Annotated in this window: 18 protein-coding genes; 8 read left to right on the forward strand and 10 right to left on the reverse strand. The window is 56.3% G+C overall.

What is annotated here, in order from left to right; translation table 11 throughout:
• Window positions 1-7 precede the first annotated feature (7 nt).
• Window positions 8-706, forward strand: a complete 699-nt coding sequence (gene sfsA, locus OAN307_RS02605) for a DNA/RNA nuclease SfsA (protein WP_015498302.1) — start codon at window positions 8-10, stop codon at window positions 704-706.
• A 78-nt stretch (window positions 707-784) separates the two neighbouring features.
• Window positions 785-1,603 (forward strand): type I methionyl aminopeptidase, encoded by an 819-nt coding sequence (gene map / locus OAN307_RS02610; RefSeq protein WP_015498303.1) that lies wholly within the window; start codon window positions 785-787, stop codon window positions 1,601-1,603.
• Here map and OAN307_RS02615 read toward each other — a convergent pair.
• From OAN307_RS02615 to OAN307_RS02625, 3 genes are read right to left on the reverse strand one after another with little or no spacing between them, the layout of a single operon-like run.
• A complete protein-coding gene (locus tag OAN307_RS02615) occupies window positions 1,600-2,253 on the reverse strand; it encodes an HAD family hydrolase (protein WP_015498304.1) in 654 nt (217 codons plus the stop codon). The two genes, map and OAN307_RS02615, sit on opposite strands and share 4 nt — an antisense overlap.
• Entirely contained in the window at window positions 2,250-2,795 is a 546-nt protein-coding gene (gene rsmD, locus OAN307_RS02620) for a 16S rRNA (guanine(966)-N(2))-methyltransferase RsmD (protein ID WP_015498305.1), read from the reverse strand. The genes OAN307_RS02615 and rsmD overlap by 4 nt, the downstream gene beginning before the upstream one ends.
• The gene (locus OAN307_RS02625) at window positions 2,792-4,000 is read right to left on the reverse strand and encodes an NAD(P)/FAD-dependent oxidoreductase (protein WP_015498306.1); all 1,209 of its coding nucleotides are present in this window, start codon (window positions 3,998-4,000) and stop codon (window positions 2,792-2,794) included. Before OAN307_RS02625 ends, rsmD begins: the two co-directional genes overlap by 4 nt.
• Window positions 4,001-4,083: 83 nt before the next feature.
• Between OAN307_RS02625 and OAN307_RS02630 the strand changes: the two genes are divergently transcribed.
• Window positions 4,084-4,572: a peroxiredoxin gene (locus tag OAN307_RS02630; protein WP_015498307.1), complete on the forward strand. Its 489-nt coding sequence runs from the start codon at window positions 4,084-4,086 to the stop codon at window positions 4,570-4,572.
• A 17-nt stretch (window positions 4,573-4,589) separates the two neighbouring features.
• Here OAN307_RS02630 and OAN307_RS02635 read toward each other — a convergent pair whose 3' ends face one another.
• The 6 genes from OAN307_RS02635 to OAN307_RS02660 are packed head-to-tail and all read right to left on the reverse strand — an operon-like array spanning window position 4,590 to window position 10,389.
• Entirely contained in the window at window positions 4,590-4,868 is a 279-nt protein-coding gene (locus OAN307_RS02635; protein ID WP_015498308.1) for a 4a-hydroxytetrahydrobiopterin dehydratase, read from the reverse strand.
• A complete protein-coding gene (locus OAN307_RS02640; protein WP_044043078.1) occupies window positions 4,865-6,049 on the reverse strand; it encodes a GNAT family N-acetyltransferase in 1,185 nt (394 codons plus the stop codon). The genes OAN307_RS02635 and OAN307_RS02640 overlap by 4 nt, the downstream gene beginning before the upstream one ends.
• 30 nt (window positions 6,050-6,079) lie before the next feature.
• Window positions 6,080-6,826, reverse strand: coding sequence for a glycerophosphodiester phosphodiesterase family protein (locus tag OAN307_RS02645; protein WP_015498310.1), 747 nt, complete (start codon window positions 6,824-6,826; stop codon window positions 6,080-6,082).
• Window positions 6,823-7,281 (reverse strand): RidA family protein, encoded by a 459-nt coding sequence (locus OAN307_RS02650; RefSeq protein WP_015498311.1) that lies wholly within the window; start codon window positions 7,279-7,281, stop codon window positions 6,823-6,825. Before OAN307_RS02650 ends, OAN307_RS02645 begins: the two co-directional genes overlap by 4 nt.
• 30 nt (window positions 7,282-7,311) lie before the next feature.
• Window positions 7,312-8,604 carry an HlyD family type I secretion periplasmic adaptor subunit gene (locus OAN307_RS02655; protein ID WP_015498312.1) on the reverse strand — a complete coding sequence of 431 codons (1,293 nt, stop codon included), beginning with the start codon at window positions 8,602-8,604 and terminating at the stop codon, window positions 7,312-7,314.
• Window positions 8,605-8,634: 30 nt separating this feature from the next.
• A complete protein-coding gene (locus OAN307_RS02660; protein WP_015498313.1) occupies window positions 8,635-10,389 on the reverse strand; it encodes a type I secretion system permease/ATPase in 1,755 nt (584 codons plus the stop codon).
• 165 nt (window positions 10,390-10,554) lie between these two features.
• On the opposite strand from OAN307_RS02660, the gene OAN307_RS02665 reads away from it, so the two are divergent.
• The 3 genes from OAN307_RS02665 to OAN307_RS02675 are packed head-to-tail and all read left to right on the forward strand — an operon-like array spanning window position 10,555 to window position 12,265.
• Window positions 10,555-11,322 (forward strand): MlaA family lipoprotein, encoded by a 768-nt coding sequence (locus OAN307_RS02665; RefSeq protein WP_015498314.1) that lies wholly within the window; start codon window positions 10,555-10,557, stop codon window positions 11,320-11,322.
• Window positions 11,319-11,918 (forward strand): MlaC/ttg2D family ABC transporter substrate-binding protein, encoded by a 600-nt coding sequence (locus OAN307_RS02670; protein ID WP_015498315.1) that lies wholly within the window; start codon window positions 11,319-11,321, stop codon window positions 11,916-11,918. The genes OAN307_RS02665 and OAN307_RS02670 overlap by 4 nt, the downstream gene beginning before the upstream one ends.
• Entirely contained in the window at window positions 11,918-12,265 is a 348-nt protein-coding gene (locus tag OAN307_RS02675; protein WP_015498316.1) for a hypothetical protein, read from the forward strand. The genes OAN307_RS02670 and OAN307_RS02675 overlap by 1 nt, the downstream gene beginning before the upstream one ends.
• Window positions 12,266-12,305: 40 nt before the next feature.
• On the opposite strand, the gene OAN307_RS02680 is transcribed toward OAN307_RS02675, so the two are convergent.
• On the reverse strand, window positions 12,306-14,453 hold the full coding sequence (locus OAN307_RS02680) for a transglycosylase domain-containing protein (protein WP_015498317.1): 2,148 nt from the start codon (window positions 14,451-14,453) through the stop codon (window positions 12,306-12,308).
• Between the two features lie 270 nt (window positions 14,454-14,723).
• On the opposite strand from OAN307_RS02680, the gene OAN307_RS02690 reads away from it, so the two are divergent.
• Complete coding sequence (locus tag OAN307_RS02690; protein WP_015498318.1) at window positions 14,724-15,062, forward strand: P-II family nitrogen regulator; 339 nt, start codon at window positions 14,724-14,726, stop codon at window positions 15,060-15,062.
• 23 nt (window positions 15,063-15,085) lie between these two features.
• Window positions 15,086-16,429, forward strand: coding sequence for an ammonium transporter (gene amt / locus OAN307_RS02695; protein WP_015498319.1), 1,344 nt, complete (start codon window positions 15,086-15,088; stop codon window positions 16,427-16,429).
• Window positions 16,430-16,444 lie beyond the last annotated feature (15 nt).

Here is a 16,444-nt window from a genome sequence, read left to right on the forward strand (position 1 = left end):
CGCACCTATGCGCTTTGCCACACCCCTTGTTCCTGCCCGCCTGATCCGCCGTTATATGCGGTTCCTATGTGATGTTGAATTAGAGAGTGGCACAGTCGTGAAGGCCCATTGCCCTAACCCTGGTTCAATGATGGGGCTGAAAGACGACCGTTTGCGGGTGTGGATCGAAGGAAATAACGACCCGAAGAAAAAGCTCGACTGGGGCTGGCGGCTGGTCGAACTGGAAAACACTTTTGTGGGCATTGATACGGGCGCTGCGAACAAAATTGTCGCCGATGCGTTGGCGGACGGAATAAACGGGCTGGGGGGCTATGACCGCGTCCGCCCCGAGGTCAAATACCGTGAGAAAAGCCGTGTGGATTTCCTGCTGACAGGCGATGGGCGGCGCGATTGCTACCTAGAGGTCAAATCAGTAACCCTGTCGCGCCAGTTGGGTCTGGCAGAATTTCCCGACAGCGTCACAGCGCGCGGTGCAAAGCATCTCGGCGATCTGACGGCGATGGTGCAACAGGGCCACCGCGCGGTGCTGTTGTTCTTGGTGCAACGCACCGATTGCACTCGCGTGACATTGGCAACTGATCTTGACCCGACGTATGCCGCAGCGTTCAAGACCGCGCAGATGGCAGGCGTTGAAATTATGTGTTTCAGCTGCGCGATTTCCCCCGAGGGGATCACCATGACTTCGCGTTTGCCGTTTGATCCGTAAGGCTCAGTTTTTGGTGAAAAAGACACAAGGGGTTTAGAAACTGCAAAGTTTATCCTATTTGGAACACAAGCAAGAAGGATGCACGTTTTGGACACATCAAAGACACGGCTGACGAAGGATGGCATTCGTCTGTACGAGATCAGCGAATTTGGCGGTATGCGCAAAGCAGGCCGTTTGGCGGCTGAGATTTTGGACCGTATCGCAGAGCATGTGAGTGTTGGTCAGACCACCGCTGAGCTTGATCGGTTAATCACGCAGTGGGTCGATGAGGCGGGCGCGGTGTCGGCCACGATTGGTTACAAAGGTTATCAGCACGCCAGTTGCATCAGCGTGAATCACGTGGTTTGCCACGGCATCCCGAGCGAAAAGACACTGAAACCTGGCGATATCATCAACATCGATGTGACGGTGATTGTGGACGGCTGGTTTGGCGACACAAGCCGCATGTATGTCGCTGGGGGGGCGCCGAACCGCAAGGCTGAGCGTCTGATCCAAGTGACACACGATGCGCTGATGCTTTCAATTGACGTCGCAAAGCCGGGCAATACGTTTGGCGACATTGGCCACGCGATCCAAAGCTTCGTCGAGGCTGAGCGCATGTCGGTTGTGCGTGATTTTTGTGGCCACGGGCTGGGGTTGGTGTTTCACGCGCCGCCCAATGTGCTGCACTATGGGCGTGCTGGCACGGGGCCTGTGCTTGAAGAAGGCATGATTTTTACGATTGAACCGATGGTGAATTTGGGTCGCCCTGAGACCAAAATCCTAAAGGATGATTGGACAGCGGTAACGCGCGACAAGTCCCTGTCGGCGCAGTTTGAACATTCCATCGGGATCACCGCAGACGGCGCTGAGATTTTCACGCTGTCACCCGCAGGAAAATTTCACCCGACATACTAACCCAAGATCAGGCGGCGAACCTCGGCCATAGAGTTTGTAACCGTTGCGCCAATGCCAGCAAGCTGCGCGTCTTGGCCTTCGGTTGCAAAACCAATGGTGTGTACACCCGCATTTATCCCCGCTTGGCAACCCGGAACGCTGTCGTCGATCATGAAGCTGCGGCTTGGTCGCGCACCTGTCTGGGCAATGGCATGCAAGATCATCGCAGGGTCTGGTTTGGCGGCAAATGTTTCACGGTTCATGATCCGGCCGGATAGGCGATCCCACAGACCGCATGGCCCGAGCGACAGGCTCATGCGTTTCATTGTGCCATTGGATGCCACATAAATTGGCACGCCCGCGTTCTCAAGCGCTGTAATCAGGTCCAGCACACCGTCAAATACGTCAACACCTTGCGCAATGCGCGCATGGATTTCTGTGTTCATCGACGCGACCCAATCAGCTGGCAATTTCGCACCTCTGCGGGTCGCTTCGTCGCGCATGATCGGGGTGGTGCCGCCGGTAAATTCAGTGGCCAGTTCATGGGCGGTCACGGGCAGGCCGTGCGCGGTAATGCTGGCAGCGAAAACATCAAACATCGGGCCTTCGGTGTCGACCAGAACGCCGTCGCAGTCAAAGACAACCAGATCAGGGATCGCGCGTTTATTCATGGGGTACACAATATGGTGATGTGGGTATCCCCGTAACGGCGCAAATCGATCTGGGCGAAGCCCGCCATAGGTTGGGGCGCGCTGTCTTCCATCACGATCAGCGCGCCCGCAGCCAGCCATCCAAGCGCTTGTGCTGCAAGAACGGCGGGTCCACCAAGGTGTTTTCCATAAGGCGGATCGACAAAGACAAGCTGACAGGGCGCAGAAGTCGCGGGCAGTTTATGCGCCGCGCAGATCAGGACAGTTGCATCCAGCGTGCGCCGCGTTTTGGTCAGGTTTTCGCGGATCAGACCTTGAGCAATGCGGCCGTTATCCACGAAGGTTGCGTGGACTGCGCCGCGCGACAAGGCCTCAATCCCCAGCGCACCCGTGCCCGCGAACAGGTCCAAGACCCGCGCGCCGTGGGGCAAACCGTGACCCATCAGAACGTTGAACAGGCTTTCGCGCACACGGTCAGGTGTCGGGCGCAGATGCGCAGCGGCATCCCCTGTGCCGACATCAGCCAGTGTCAATCCGCGATGCTGGCCGCCAATGATCCTCATGGTTTCAGCAGTGCTTTCATGTCGGTGTCAGGGTCGGCAATGACACTTTGCGCTGGTGACTTTCCGGCCTCGATCAAGCGCTTTCCAATCATATAGCTGCGCGGATCGTTCATCGCGTCCACCGCAATCAGCGTGTCGTTGCGGTAGTACCAATGGGACCGCGCATCGCCATTTTCGCGTGTGACAATCTGTGTGTAGCCGATGTTAAGGCCCGCGATTTGCAGTTTGACGTCAAATTGATCAGACCAGAACCACGGCTTGGGCACATAGGCCTGATCCGCGCCAAGCATGTTGCGCGCAATGATTTCAGCCTGATCAATCGCGTTGCCCACACTTTCGAGACGGATCTGTTTCCCGTGCCAATCCAGCGTCGCGCAGTCGCCGGCGGCCCAAATATGCGGATCGGATGTGCGACCATGGGAATCCGTGACGATGCCGTTGTCACAGACCACGCCCGCGTTTTCGGCCAGCACTGTGGCGGGGTAAATGCCAACGCCAACAATGGCAAAATCTACATCGATCTGGCTGCCATCGGATAGAATCGCGCCAGTGACATGCCCCCCCCCGACAAGGCGATCCAGCCCGATGCTTTCGCGAACATCGACGTTGTGACTGCCGTGCAGTATGCGAAAAAAATCTGACGTTTCGGGCGCTGCGACGCGTTGCAAAATACGGTCTGCCATTTCGACAAGGGTCACATGCAGCCCCATCTTTGCGGCGACGGCTGCGGCCTCAAGCCCGATGTAGCCCCCCCCGATCACCAGCAACCGACGACCTGCGATAAATTCCAGCTTTAACGCATCGGCGTCGGCCAGATCGCGGACGGTAAAAACGCCGTCCAACGCGCCGCCAATCGCGGCAGGCAAGGTGTGTGGATGTGATCCGGTGGTGAAGGCGAGGTGGTCATAGGTCAGCACCTCGTCCCCCTCAAGCGTTACTGTCCGCGCATCAGCATCGACAGATACCGCGCGGGTGCCAGTGCGCAGGGCAATATCATTGCCTTCATACCAATCGCGGGGGCGCAGAAACAGCCGCTCACGCTCCATCTCACCGAGCAAATAGGCCTTGGATAGCGCGGGGCGTTGGTAGGGCGGGCCGTCTTCGGCGCCCAGTAGTGTGATGTCGCCCTCGAACCCTTCGGTGCGCAGTTTTCCGACCAAGGATGCACCCGCTTGGCCTGCGCCGATCACAACAATATGGCTCATTAGGGTGTTCCCGTCTGGTTGCTGACAAAATGGACCCTATATTGGGATCAGCGATTAACGCAATTACCAAACAAGGGTGAAATATGACAATTTCAGTAGGCGACAAAGTTCCGGATGCAATGCTGGTAAGATTGGGTGCCGATGGGCCAGAGGGCGTGTCCGTGTCCACATTGACCGAAGGCCGCACCGTGGTGATTTTTGCCGTGCCGGGTGCCTATACGGGGACATGCACGACGGCGCACGTCCCGAGTTACATCCGCACCAAGGACACGTTCAAGGAACGTGGCGTCGAAGAAATCATCTGCGTGGCTGTCAACGACCCGTTCGTGATGGGTGCCTGGGGCGAAATGACTGGCGCGACCGAGGCTGGCATCACCATGGCGGGCGATCCAGAATCGACGTTCACCAAAGCAATGGGCATGGAATTTTCTGCGCCACCTGCCGGCTTAATTGATCGGTCTAAACGCTACGCGATGCTGGTGGTCGACGGTGAAATCAAAGTGTTGAACGAAGAAGAAAACCCCGGCTTGTGCGAAGTGTCAGCCGGTGAAGGCCTGCTGGAAGACATGTAATTAAGTGCGCTGGCGGCTTACCCCGCCAGCGCGTCCATTCTTTTGGCGAGTTTCAGGTCAAGATCTGACAGCCCGCCAGTATCATGTGTCGTCAACGTGACGTTCACAGTTTTGTAAACGTTGGACCATTCCGGATGGTGGTTCAACTTTTCGGCGACGATAGCGGCGGACGTCATCCAACCGAACGCTTCAATGAAATTCTTGAACGTAAAAGTTTTTTGCGCGGTCGTTTCACCAACGTCCCAGCCCGCAGCGATCATGGCGTCGCGGCCAGCTTGATCTAGTTCAATGCTCATTCCTGTTCCTCCACTTTGATTTTCTTGAACGGCCCGTAGGACGTCAGAATTTCGATTTGATCATCCACGGCGATGCGTTCTGCGTCTAGGTAGTCCGCGACGGCATTGCGAAATCCTGCGTCTCCAAACCAGTGTAGTGAATGTGTCGTGACGGGCAAATACCCACGGGCGAGTTTGTGTTCACCCTGCGCACCAGCTTCCACGTGTTTCATACCGTGGGCAATAGCGTAGTCGATGGCCTGATAGTAACAGATTTCAAAATGTAGGCATGGGTGATTTTCTGCGCAGCCCCAGTAACGCCCATAAAGCGTGTTGCGCCCGATGATGTTCAGCGCGCCCGCGACTGGAACACCGTCGCGCATGGCAAAAACCAGCAGGATGTCATCGCGCAGCCGGTCTTGGGCAATATCAAAGAATTTGCGCGTCAGGTAGGGTTGCCCCCATTTGCGCGCACCGGTGTCTTGGTAAAATTCCCAAAAGGCTTCCCAGTGCTGCGGTTCAATCTGATCGCCCGTAAGCTGGACAATCTCCCCGCCGAACGCCTGCGCAGTTAAGCGTTCTTTGCGCAGGGTTTTACGCTTGCGGCTTGAGATCGCCGCAAGGAAACTGTCCCAATCAGCGTAGCCGTCATTGGCCCAGTGATATTGTTGCGACGTGCGGCGCAACAGGCCCATTTCCGCACCAGCAATCGCCTCGGCCTCAGTGCAGAATGTCGCGTGAATTGACGACAAGCTATTGTCGGATGCGATTTTTACGGCGCCTTGAACCAGTGCCGACATGCCCTGAACTTCGAATCCCGGGTGGGTCAAAAACCGCCGCCCTGTGGCTGGGGTGAACGGCACGGCGATCTGTAGTTTCGGGTAATATCGCCCGCCCGATCGCTCAAACGCTTGGGCGAAATTGTGGTCGAACATGTATTCGCCCTGCGAATGGTTTTTGCCATAAAGTGGCGCACAGGCGATGAGTTGGCCACCTTGATGTGCGGTCAAGTAATGTGGGTCCCAGCCGCTGCCCGCACCAACGCTGCCGCTGTCTTCCAGCGCCTTCAAAAAGCGATAGGTTGTGAATGGGTCAATGGCGCGACCGGAACTTGCCTCGGGGCAGGCACATGCGTCCCACTCTGCCGGATCAATCCCGCCAAGTGAGTTGTGGGTGGTGATTTCGATTGTGCTGCCGTCCATGATCTACAAGTGGCGTCTAAGCACGCGGGGTCAAGCGCGGTAGCCTTCAAATGTGATGTTATCGGCAATCTTTCGGGCCTGTGTTTCCATCGCAGCGCTGCGGATGGTCCAGCAAAAAATCGGTACGCCGCGCAACTTAAGGGCGGCAACATGCGGTGAGTCCAGATCATCCTGCTGATGACTGATAAAACAGGCTCCGACGCGGTCAAAATCGGGGATCGCGCGCTGTGCTTTGCGGACGGTTTCGGGGAGAGTTGGCCAGTCTTTTGCGGGATAGCGACAGGTGGTGATGCCGCGCGGGATATCAGGCGCATAGGTCTTGCAGGCGGCGACGGAATTTGGGTTGAACGACATCAATGCCACGTCGCCCTCATAGCCTTCCAACGCGGCGCAAACGGCTTTTTCCAGCGGCCCAACTGCGGGGCCAAGCGCGCCGTCTTGGTCTTTGATTTCAATCAGCAACGGCACTTGGCCCGCAACTTCGTTTAATACAGCGGCAAGGGTTGGAATTGTTTCGCCGCTACCGGACAGTTCAATGTCACCCAATTCAGCAGTGGATCTTTGGGCGATTGGGCCGGAAATTCCGGTCAACCGCCCAAGGTCGTAGTCGTGAAACACAATCGGTTCGCCGCTGCTTGACGGCTGAATATCGAGTTCAATGCCATAGCCAGCTTTAATAGCTGCGCGAAACGCCGCCATCGAATTTTCGATCACTGACGCAGCATGCAAGCCGCGATGCGTTAAGGCCTGTGCAAAGAAGCTGTCGGGAAGGGTCATGAAATCTCAAAAATACCTTCGATTTCAACAGCGACACCGAATGGCAGCGATGCCGCGGACACAGCACTGCGTGAATGGCTTCCCTTATCACCAAGCGCTTCAACCATGAAATCCGAACAGCCGTTGATGACTTTTGGCTGGTCGCCAAAATCAGGCGTGGAATTCACGAACCCGACCAGTTTTACGACCCGGACAAGGCGGTCGATATCACCGTCGCAGCCTGCTTTTAGTTGAGCAAGCAAGCTAATAGCGCAGGCTTTGGCCGCGACTGCGCCGTCTTCGGCGGTCATGTTTTCGCCTAACTTACCAGTGATGAACCCGTCCGCGTTGGCGGAAATCTGGCCCGACACGAACAGCAGATTTCCCGTCCTGACCCACGGCACGTAATTGGCGGCAGGGGCGGGGGCGTCGGGTAGGGTGACGCCAAGTTCAGCAAGGCGGGCTTCGATGGACATGAAAGTTCCTTTCGTTTGATTCGCGGGACGCTAACCGTCCCGAAACATGCGCGCAATGTAATCTGAAAGCGGCCGCAGCAGGTAGTTGAATGGCGTGCGATCCGCCGTGCGAATAAACGCTTCAACCGGCATGCCGGGGATGAGCGTCACGTTGTTTGGTAGCCGCGTGATTTCGCCTTCGTTAAGCGCAATTTCCGCACGGTAATAGGACACACCGTTGGTATTGTCGGTGAACGCATCGGCAGACACCAACGCGACTGTGCCGTAAAGTTCCGGCGTCGTGCGCTGATCAAGGGCTGAAAATCGAACCGCAACCTCTTGTCCGATGGTCAGCACGTCAATGTCTGTCGGCGCAACCTGCGCTGCGATGACCAGCGGGCGATCTTGCGGCACAATATACAGCAGCGCATCGGCGGGCTGGATCACAACGCCTGATCCGAAAATTTGTAGCCCGTAAACAATCCCGCTCACGGGCGCACGGATTTCAAGGCGGTCAAGCTGGCGCAGCAAGGTCGTGCGTCGTTCGCGTAGTTCAAGTTCTTGGAACTGTAGGTCACGCAGGCGGGTGATGGCCTCCTCGCGGCGCGCAGTTTCAAGGCTAAGAAGCTCAATCTCAACCTCGGTAATGCGTTCTTCAGCACCACCGGCAGATGCCGCAAGCTCCCCTGTTTGGCCCTGCAATCTTGCCTTTTCACGTTGTAGGTTCAGAACAACTGACGCCTGCGCTAACCCGCGATCCAACAAGGCTTGTTGATTGGTCAATTCTTCGTCGATAAGGACAAGTTGGGTGCCAAGCGCTTCTTGCTGCGCAACGATCCCCCTGATCTGCGATGCGATCTGATCTTTGCGATTCGACAAGGCTTCGGTTTGCCGTGCCACGGTCTCAAGCCGCGCGTTGAACAGGTTGGTTTGTCCGGCTTTCAGGCTCGCGACATCCTCCGCGTAGCCGTCATTTAACAGGGGGTCGAATGCCAATTCGCCTTCGCTGTCGCGCTCTGCCTCAAATCGTGCACGGCGCGCGAGGATTTCAAACAATTGCCCTTCGACAACCGCAAGACTTGCCTGCAAATCCTGGGCATCAAGACGCACCAGCAGGTCGTCTTTATCAACGACATCGCCTTCGTCCACTATAATATGCGTGACGATGCCACCGTCCTGATGCTGGACGACTTGGCGGTTCTGATCGACTTCGATCAAACCACTGACAATCACCGCACCGGTGATTTGCGCCGTTACTGCCCAGCTGCCAAAGCCGCCAACCAAAACGACAAGCGCAAGGATGCCTAGAGTCAAAGGACGCCGCGCGGACCATTCCGTTTTCATATCATTAAATCGTTCATGTCACGCCCCCGATCATGTCACGCCCCCGCCCTTGCCTTTGCCCTGCTCAATCTGTGTCCGATTGGCAAGGATTTGCGCCTTAACCTCTTCGGTCGGGCCAAACGCCTTGAGCACGCCGCCGTCGATATACATCAGCTTGTCACACTGTTCGATCGCGGCAGGACGATGTGCCATAACGAACACACAGCGCCCCTCTTCGCGCATCAGGCGAATGGCGTTGTTCACGGCCACTGACCCTTCGTTGTCGAGGTTCGAGTTCGGTTCATCCAGCACCAGGTACACTGGATCACCGTACATGGCGCGTGCTAAGCCGACGCGCTGCACTTGGCCGCCCGACAGACGCCCGCCCGCTGAATCGACGATTGTGTCGTAGCCTTCTGGCAGCTTGAGGATCATTTCATGCGCAGCGGCGCGTTTAGCCGCCTTGATAACGGCCGCGTCATCGGGATCAGACGACATGCGCGCAATGTTGTCGCGAATCGATCCGTTCAACAATTGGATCGATTGCGGCAGGTAGCCAACATAGCTGCCCAGAACATCCGGTTCATACTGATCCAACGTCGCCCCATCTAGCCGGATCGTGCCGCCTGCGGGTTGCCAAAGCCCCGCAAGAGCGCGCGCAAGGGAAGTTTTGCCCGCACCGGACGGACCAATGACGCCCACGGCCTCGCCTGGGTTCACGCTAAATGAAATCATCCGCAGGCTGGCCTTGGTTTCACCAGGTGGCAGCACGGTCACCTGATCCGCAACGATGCGCGCGGCTGGCCGCGGCAATTCTGTGCGCCGTCCGGGCTCGGGCACCGATCCAAGCAAACGGGTCAGGTTCACCCAGCCAGATTTTCCACGGTTCAGAACTGGCCACTGGCTTACAAGCAGTTCAATCGGTGCCAGCGCACGACCCAAAAGGATTGAACCTGCAATCATTGCGCCAGGAGTCAATTCGCCCTGCAAGACCAAATAGGCCCCGACGCCAAGCATGGCGGACTGCAAAAACAGGCGCAACGATTTGGTGACGCTGCCAAAACCACCCGCGAGATCGCCGGCCTTAATCCCTGCGCGCAGGGATTCGTTGCGCAGCTGGATCCAGCGGTCAAATGCTGACTTCCGCATCCCTAGGGCCTGGATCGTGTCCGCGCCACTTCGCAGTTGTTCACCCATGTTTTCAGCGTGATAGGTGGTTTTATTGGCTTCTTCTAAAGGCCGTTTGCTGCTGAATTGGTTGATGACCGCGATTGCCACCAAAATTGAACCACCCCCAATTGCCAGATAGCCAAGGTAGGGGTGGAAAATGAAAATACCCAACAGAAATATAACTGTCCAAGGCAGATCGAACGGTGCCATTGCAACCGGTGACGTAATCGCGCGTTGCACGGATTGCAGATCGCGCTGGCCTGTTGTCGCCTCAGCCGGAGCGCGGCCAGATGCGCGCGCCTGCATGGATGCATTGAAAACACGCTCGTCCAGATCCACTTGAAACTGCGCTCCGACACGTCCCATAATCCGACCACGGGCGTAGTCCAAAATACCCATCATCAGGTACATGAATCCGACCAGAACCGACAATGCGACCAAGGTTTCAAAAGACCGCGACCCCAGCACACGATCATAGACGTTCAGCATATACAGCGGCCCCGTCAGCATCAGCGCATTTACAAAACTGCTGAAAATCGCGACGAACCAGTACATTGGCCGCGATCTTTTGCGGACGCTCAACAGTTCTTCTTGGCCCGCTCGAATTTCAGCGCGGGTTGGTTCTTTGACGATCATGGGCGTTATTCCGACTTTCGTTTTGTAGCGTCCTCAACACGATGGCATCTTTAACTTGATCTCTCTGTCGCATATGCGTCACGCTTACGCACTCATTCTCGCACGCGACTGTTCAATATTAATTTAGAACCTAATTCAATTAAGATACCAACATTAGATACGAGTATGCCATTGTCACGTTTTGTACATATCAATTTTCGCACCGGTTGCGCCCTTACCGCCATAGCTTTGCTGTCGGCCTGTACGGCGCCAACGCCGGGTGCTCAGTTCAACGACCCCTATGAGGCGAGCAATCGCGCCTCTTATAATGATAACATTGCGCTTGATCGGTTGATTCTGCGTCCAGCAGGCCAAGTGGCAGCCGTGCTGCCGATGGAAATTACGGGACCTGTCGCAAATTTCGCAGACAACATTGGTCTGCCGGGTGCTGTGGTCAATGGGTTTTTGCAGGGCGATATTGCTGGAATGGGGACCAATACAATGCGGTTCCTGATCAATACAACGATCGGTATTGGTGGGCTGTTTGACCCCGCTGGTGCGATTGGTCTGGCTGAGGAATCGACAGATTTCGGTGAAACTCTTGCAGTTTGGGGCGTGCCTGAGGGCGCATACCTTGTGTTGCCAGTATTTGGTCCGTCCACAGAACGCGCCGCTGTGGGAACCCTAGTCGATATGCTGTTCAACCCATTAGAAAGCGTGGGCACCGCTGCACAGCTGGACTATGCCACGGGCGCGAGGATCGCTGACCTTGCCATTTCGCGCGGCGCATTCATGGATACGATCGATAGTATTCTGTACGAAAGCGCTGACAGTTACGCAGTAGCCCGATTGGCCTACTTGCAGAATCGACGTTTCGACTTGGGTGAAGAACCACCAGAAGGAGACGACATAGACCCGTTTTCGGATGAATTGAGTCTTGAAGGATTTGAGTGATGGTTGACCTGACATTTTCGCGCCGCACCGTTATTGCCCTTGGCGGTTCAGGGGTTTTGGCGGCCTTGCCGCTGCCCAGCTTTGCCTTGACCAGCAATCAGGCTGAGAATCTTGTGAATTCTGCGGTGGCAGACATCAACGGCGTCATCCAGTCGGGTGCGAATATAGATTCGATGGTAGATAGTTTTAAGGGTATCTTTGAGAGTTACTCAGACACAGCCTACGTAGCCGCCTATGCGCTGGGCAATGATGGACGATCCGCGTCAGACGCGCAGAAACGTGCATTTGGCGATGCGTTCGGCAATTACCTTGCGCGCAAATATGGTCGCCGCTTCAACGAATTCGCAGGCGGTGAAATCCAGGTTCAGGGATCAAAGATCGTGAACAGCTATATCGTAGTGAATACAGTTGCCGTTCTGCGCAATCAGTCGCCGTTTCAGGTGGATTTTCAGGTGTCTGACCGCCCGGGTCGTCCGGTTTTCTTCAACCTGATCATTGAAGGCATCAACATGCTGCTGTCCGAACGTGCCGAAATTGGCGCGATGCTGGACGCACGTGGTGGTGATCTTGACGCGTTGATCCGTGATCTCGTCTGATGCGTTTCGCGCTTGCCTTAATCCTGTGCCCAGTAATTGTGGCGGCGACGCCCTACGACGGGACCTATCGTCAGAACGCCAATTCTGAATGCCTGCTTGTGGGCGTTGATGGCGGCGCTCTGCGGATCGAGGATGGCATTTTCTACGGCGTCGAAATGGAATGCCGGATGACGCGCCCCGTTACGGTCGTCAACATGGATGCCACGCTTTATACGATGCGCTGTTCTGGTGAGGATCAGATTTGGTCCGAACGGGCGATGGTGATGAACGACGCCGAAGTCGACGGTGGCATTATCATGGTTTGGGACGGCTACGCGTTCCGCTATTCGCGCTGTCCCAACGTATAAAGGTGCGGTCAACGGCACGGTGGCTGAAACCCACCGCCAATCATCCGCCGTTACCGAGCAACTCGCGCAGCAAGTCGTTGATGATCCCATCTGCTTGTTCAGGCGTGTAGCCCAACCCATCGCCACCTTGCCCTGTTCCGGGTTGCTGGCCACTAAATTGCGCAGGTGCCTGCATTGGCAGTGGGGTTGGCGTTAGGCCCGACAAAACCCGCGTCATGGTTTCATGCCAGATTTCCGCCGGAAGGCCGGATCCCGTCACGCCTGTCAGCGGTGTGTTGTTGTCATAGCCCATCCAAACGCCCGCCACGTAATCACCGTTAAAGCCGATGAACCATGCATCGCGCGCGCCTTGGGTTGTGCCGGTCTTGCCCGCGATTTCCCAACCGTCAATGGCGGCGCGTTGGCCTGATCCGCCTTCAACCACCTGATACATCATCCACGTCAGCTGACGCGCGGCGCTTTCTTGGATAACCCGTTCACGAATGCCGCCCGTGGCGGTCAAAAGCGGTTCATTATCGCCGATAAGACGCAGTTCGACCAACCCATAGGGCTTAACCGCTGACCCACCGTTCAGGATGCCAGCATAGGCGCCCGTCATCTCGAGCAAGGTGCTTTCAGACGCGCCAAGCGCAAGCGCCGGACCACTGGCCAGATCGCTGACAATACCGAAATTTTCCGCGACCATACGGACGATATCGCGCCCGATTTCCTCGGACAGGATCACGGCAGGAATGTTGAGCGATCGCTGCAACGCCTCGACAAGGGTTACCTCGCCGCTGAAATCGTTGGTATAGTTTGACGGGCACCAGTTGCCAGACCCCGGCGTGTTCCAGCAACGACGTTCGTCCACCACAGTCGCGAGCGGCGACCACCCCAAATCAAGCGCAGCCGCATAGATAAACGGTTTGAACGCCGATCCGGTCTGGCGCAACGCCTGCGTCGCACGGTTGAAAGCCGCCGATACTGTCAGATCTCGCCCGCCGACCATCGCCCGCACGGCCCCGTCCGCTGACATCACCACAATTGCCGCCTGCGCCTCAGACCCGTCGCGAACCTTGTTTTCAAATATCCAAACCAGCGCCTCTTCTGCCGCCGTCTGAATACGTGGGTCCAAAGTTGTGCGAATAATCACGTCTTCGGTCGTGTCGTTGGTGAAATAGCTGGGCGCAGAGTCCATTACCCAATCCGCGAAATAGCCGCCGGCTCGCGCCCGCGCCGCCTCTGATAGGGTTGCAGGATTGGCTTGGGCGTCCGCCGCTTGTGCAGCCGTTAGGTAGCCCTGTTCTTCCATCAGGCGGACCACCGTTGCACCGCGATTTTGCGAAATTTGCAAATTGCGCGTTGGCGCAAAACTTGACGGGGCCTTAAGAAGCCCAGCCAGCATCGCTGATTGTGCGGGGTTCACGTTAACCGCAGAAATTCCGAAATAGCGTTGCGCTGCGGCCTCAAACCCACGCGAACCGGCACCTAGATAGACCCGGTTCAGATAGATCGTCAGTATTTCGCCCTTGGTGTAGCGCGCCTCCATAGCAAATGCATAAACCGCTTCCTGTACTTTGCGCCAAAGCGTTGTTCGGCGGCAGTCGGCCTCATACGCGGTCTCGTTTTCCCAGGTGTCGGGGTCGAACGGACGGCCAAAGCACAGCAATTTTGCGGTCTGTTGCGTAATGGACGAGCCACCCGCGCCGGACAACGGATTGCCGCCGTTACGGAAATTGCGCACCATCGCAGCACCGGTCGCATAGAAATCCACACCAAAGTGCCAGTAGAAACGCTTGTCCTCGGTCGCGATGACAGCGTGGCGTAAATTCTCGTTCACTGCGTCTGACGAAATCATCCCGCCATACTGATCGCCACGCCATGCGAATGTTTCACCGCGCGCATCCAGCAACGTCACCGATCCGCGCGTACGCCCGTCAACCATTTCATCAATCGGGGGCAGGCTGGACGCATAATAAAACACGCCGATACCGACCAACAGTGTGACGACGACCGTTCCGCGCCATGCAATACGCCAAAACAGGATCAGCACCCATTTGAACGGCCACAACAATGTGCCAAGCAATCCGCGTCGTTTTGGGACGGCCTTGCGACGAGCGGCGGGTTTCGACGGTTTACGTTTTTTACCCGCAGGTCTGCTGCGTTTTTCAGCCACCAGCGGTGGCTTTGATCCTCGTTTACCGGTCATATCCGCCTACTCGCTCCACGCGCCTTATGGCGTCTGTTCTTGCCATGTTATCGCCCCCGATTCCAAAAGTAGAGAACGATGTCTCCTTGATGAGCACTTTTCTGCCCGCCTGTTTTTTGGGCTTGTCGATGAAATTGTGCAATTTTTGGGCAAAATGCTGTGTCTGCACACGAAAGTCGATGGTGCCTGTCTTGAGGTGAGGCCCCCGACCCGACTTTGTAACCCCACTTGGCCAAGCGGCCTGTTGACGAAAAATTGGAAGGGAATCGCGTGAAACTCATTATCGCAACAATCAAACCGTTCAAGCTTGAGGAGGTCCGCGAGGCGCTGACCGCCATCGGCGTACGCGGCATGATGGTGACTGAAATCAAAGGCTTTGGCGCACAATCGGGTCATACCGAAATCTATCGTGGTGCGGAATATGCCGTAAATTTTGTGCCGAAAGTAAAACTCGAAATCGTCGTAAGTTCGGAAATGGCGGATGAGGTCGTGCAGACCATCGCCACCACCGCAAAGACTGACAAAATTGGGGATGGCAAGATTTTCGTCCTGGATGTGCAAAGTGCTGTGCGCGTGCGCACCGGTGAAACCAACGAAGACGCGATTTAGATCGCGCAAAGGGGAAAAGACAGATGACTTTCAATAAAATGCTACCCGTCGCTGCCGCGCTCATCGCGCTGCCGACGCTTGGCCTCGCGCAAGAGGCCGACGTAACCCCGCCGATGAGCGAAATCGGCTTTATCTTCACCAGCTTCATGTTTTTGGTTTGCGGCTTCCTTGTATTTTGGATGGCCGCTGGTTTCACCATGCTCGAAGCAGGGCTTGTGCGTCAAAAGAACGTGGCGATGCAACTGACGAAGAACATGGGTCTATTTTCGCTCGCGGCGATTGCCTATTACATTGTCGGCTACAACCTGATGTACCCGCTCGGCTCATGGACCATGGGGTCGGATGATGCCGGTGGTTATCTCGGCATCCTGTTCTCACCCGCCGTCATGGAGCCCGTCGGTCTTGCAGGTGTCGAAGCTGATCTGACCTATGCGACAGTCGGGTCTGACTTCTTCTTCCAGTTGATGTTTTGTGCTGCAACCGCGTCCATCGTGTCCGGTGCCGTCGCTGAGCGCATCAAACTGTGGCCGTTCCTGATCTTCACAGCCATCCTGACAGGCTTCATCTACCCGATCCAGGCATCCTGGAAATGGGGCGGTGGTTTCCTTGACAGCCAATACGGCTTCCTCGATTTCGCAGGTTCCACTGTTGTACACTCAGTCGGTGGTTGGGCTGCTTTGGCTGGCGCGCTGATCCTTGGGCCACGTCTGGGCAAATACAAAGACGGTCGCGTTGTTCCGTTCATGGGCTCTAACCTGCCGCTTGCAACGCTCGGAACGTTTATCCTGTGGCTCGGTTGGTTCGGCTTTAACGGTGGTTCGCAGCTGTATATGGACACTGCTGGCAACATTGCCGACATCAGCCGTATCTTTGCCAACACCAACATGGCCGCAGCCTGTGGCGCGATGGCGGCAATGATCCTGACACAGCTTCTGTACAAAAAGGTCGACCTGACGATGGTCCTGAACGGCGCCCTTGCCGGTCTCGTGTCCATCACTGCTGAACCGCTGACACCGTCCATTGGTATGGCGGGCATTATCGGCGCAATTGGTGGCGTGATCGTGGTCTTCGGTGTTCCGTTCCTCGACAAACTAAAGATTGATGACGTTGTCGGCGCCATCCCGGTTCACCTTTTTGCAGGTATCTGGGGCACGCTTGCGGTCTTGCTGACCAATGGCGATGCGACCTTCGGTGGTCAGATCATCTCGATCGTCATCGTCGGTGTGTTTGTCTTCGTCGTAAGCTCGATTGTCTGGCTCATCCTCAAGGCAACCATGGGAATTCGCGTCAGCGAAGAAGAAGAAATGTTGGGCCTCGATATGGCTGAGCTCGGCATGGAAGCCTACCCAGAATTCTCCAAGGGCTAACCCTTTCGGATTGAT

It is taken from the genome of Octadecabacter antarcticus 307, from assembly GCF_000155675.2.
In the GTDB taxonomy this organism is placed as follows: Bacteria; Pseudomonadota; Alphaproteobacteria; order Rhodobacterales; family Rhodobacteraceae; genus Octadecabacter; species Octadecabacter antarcticus.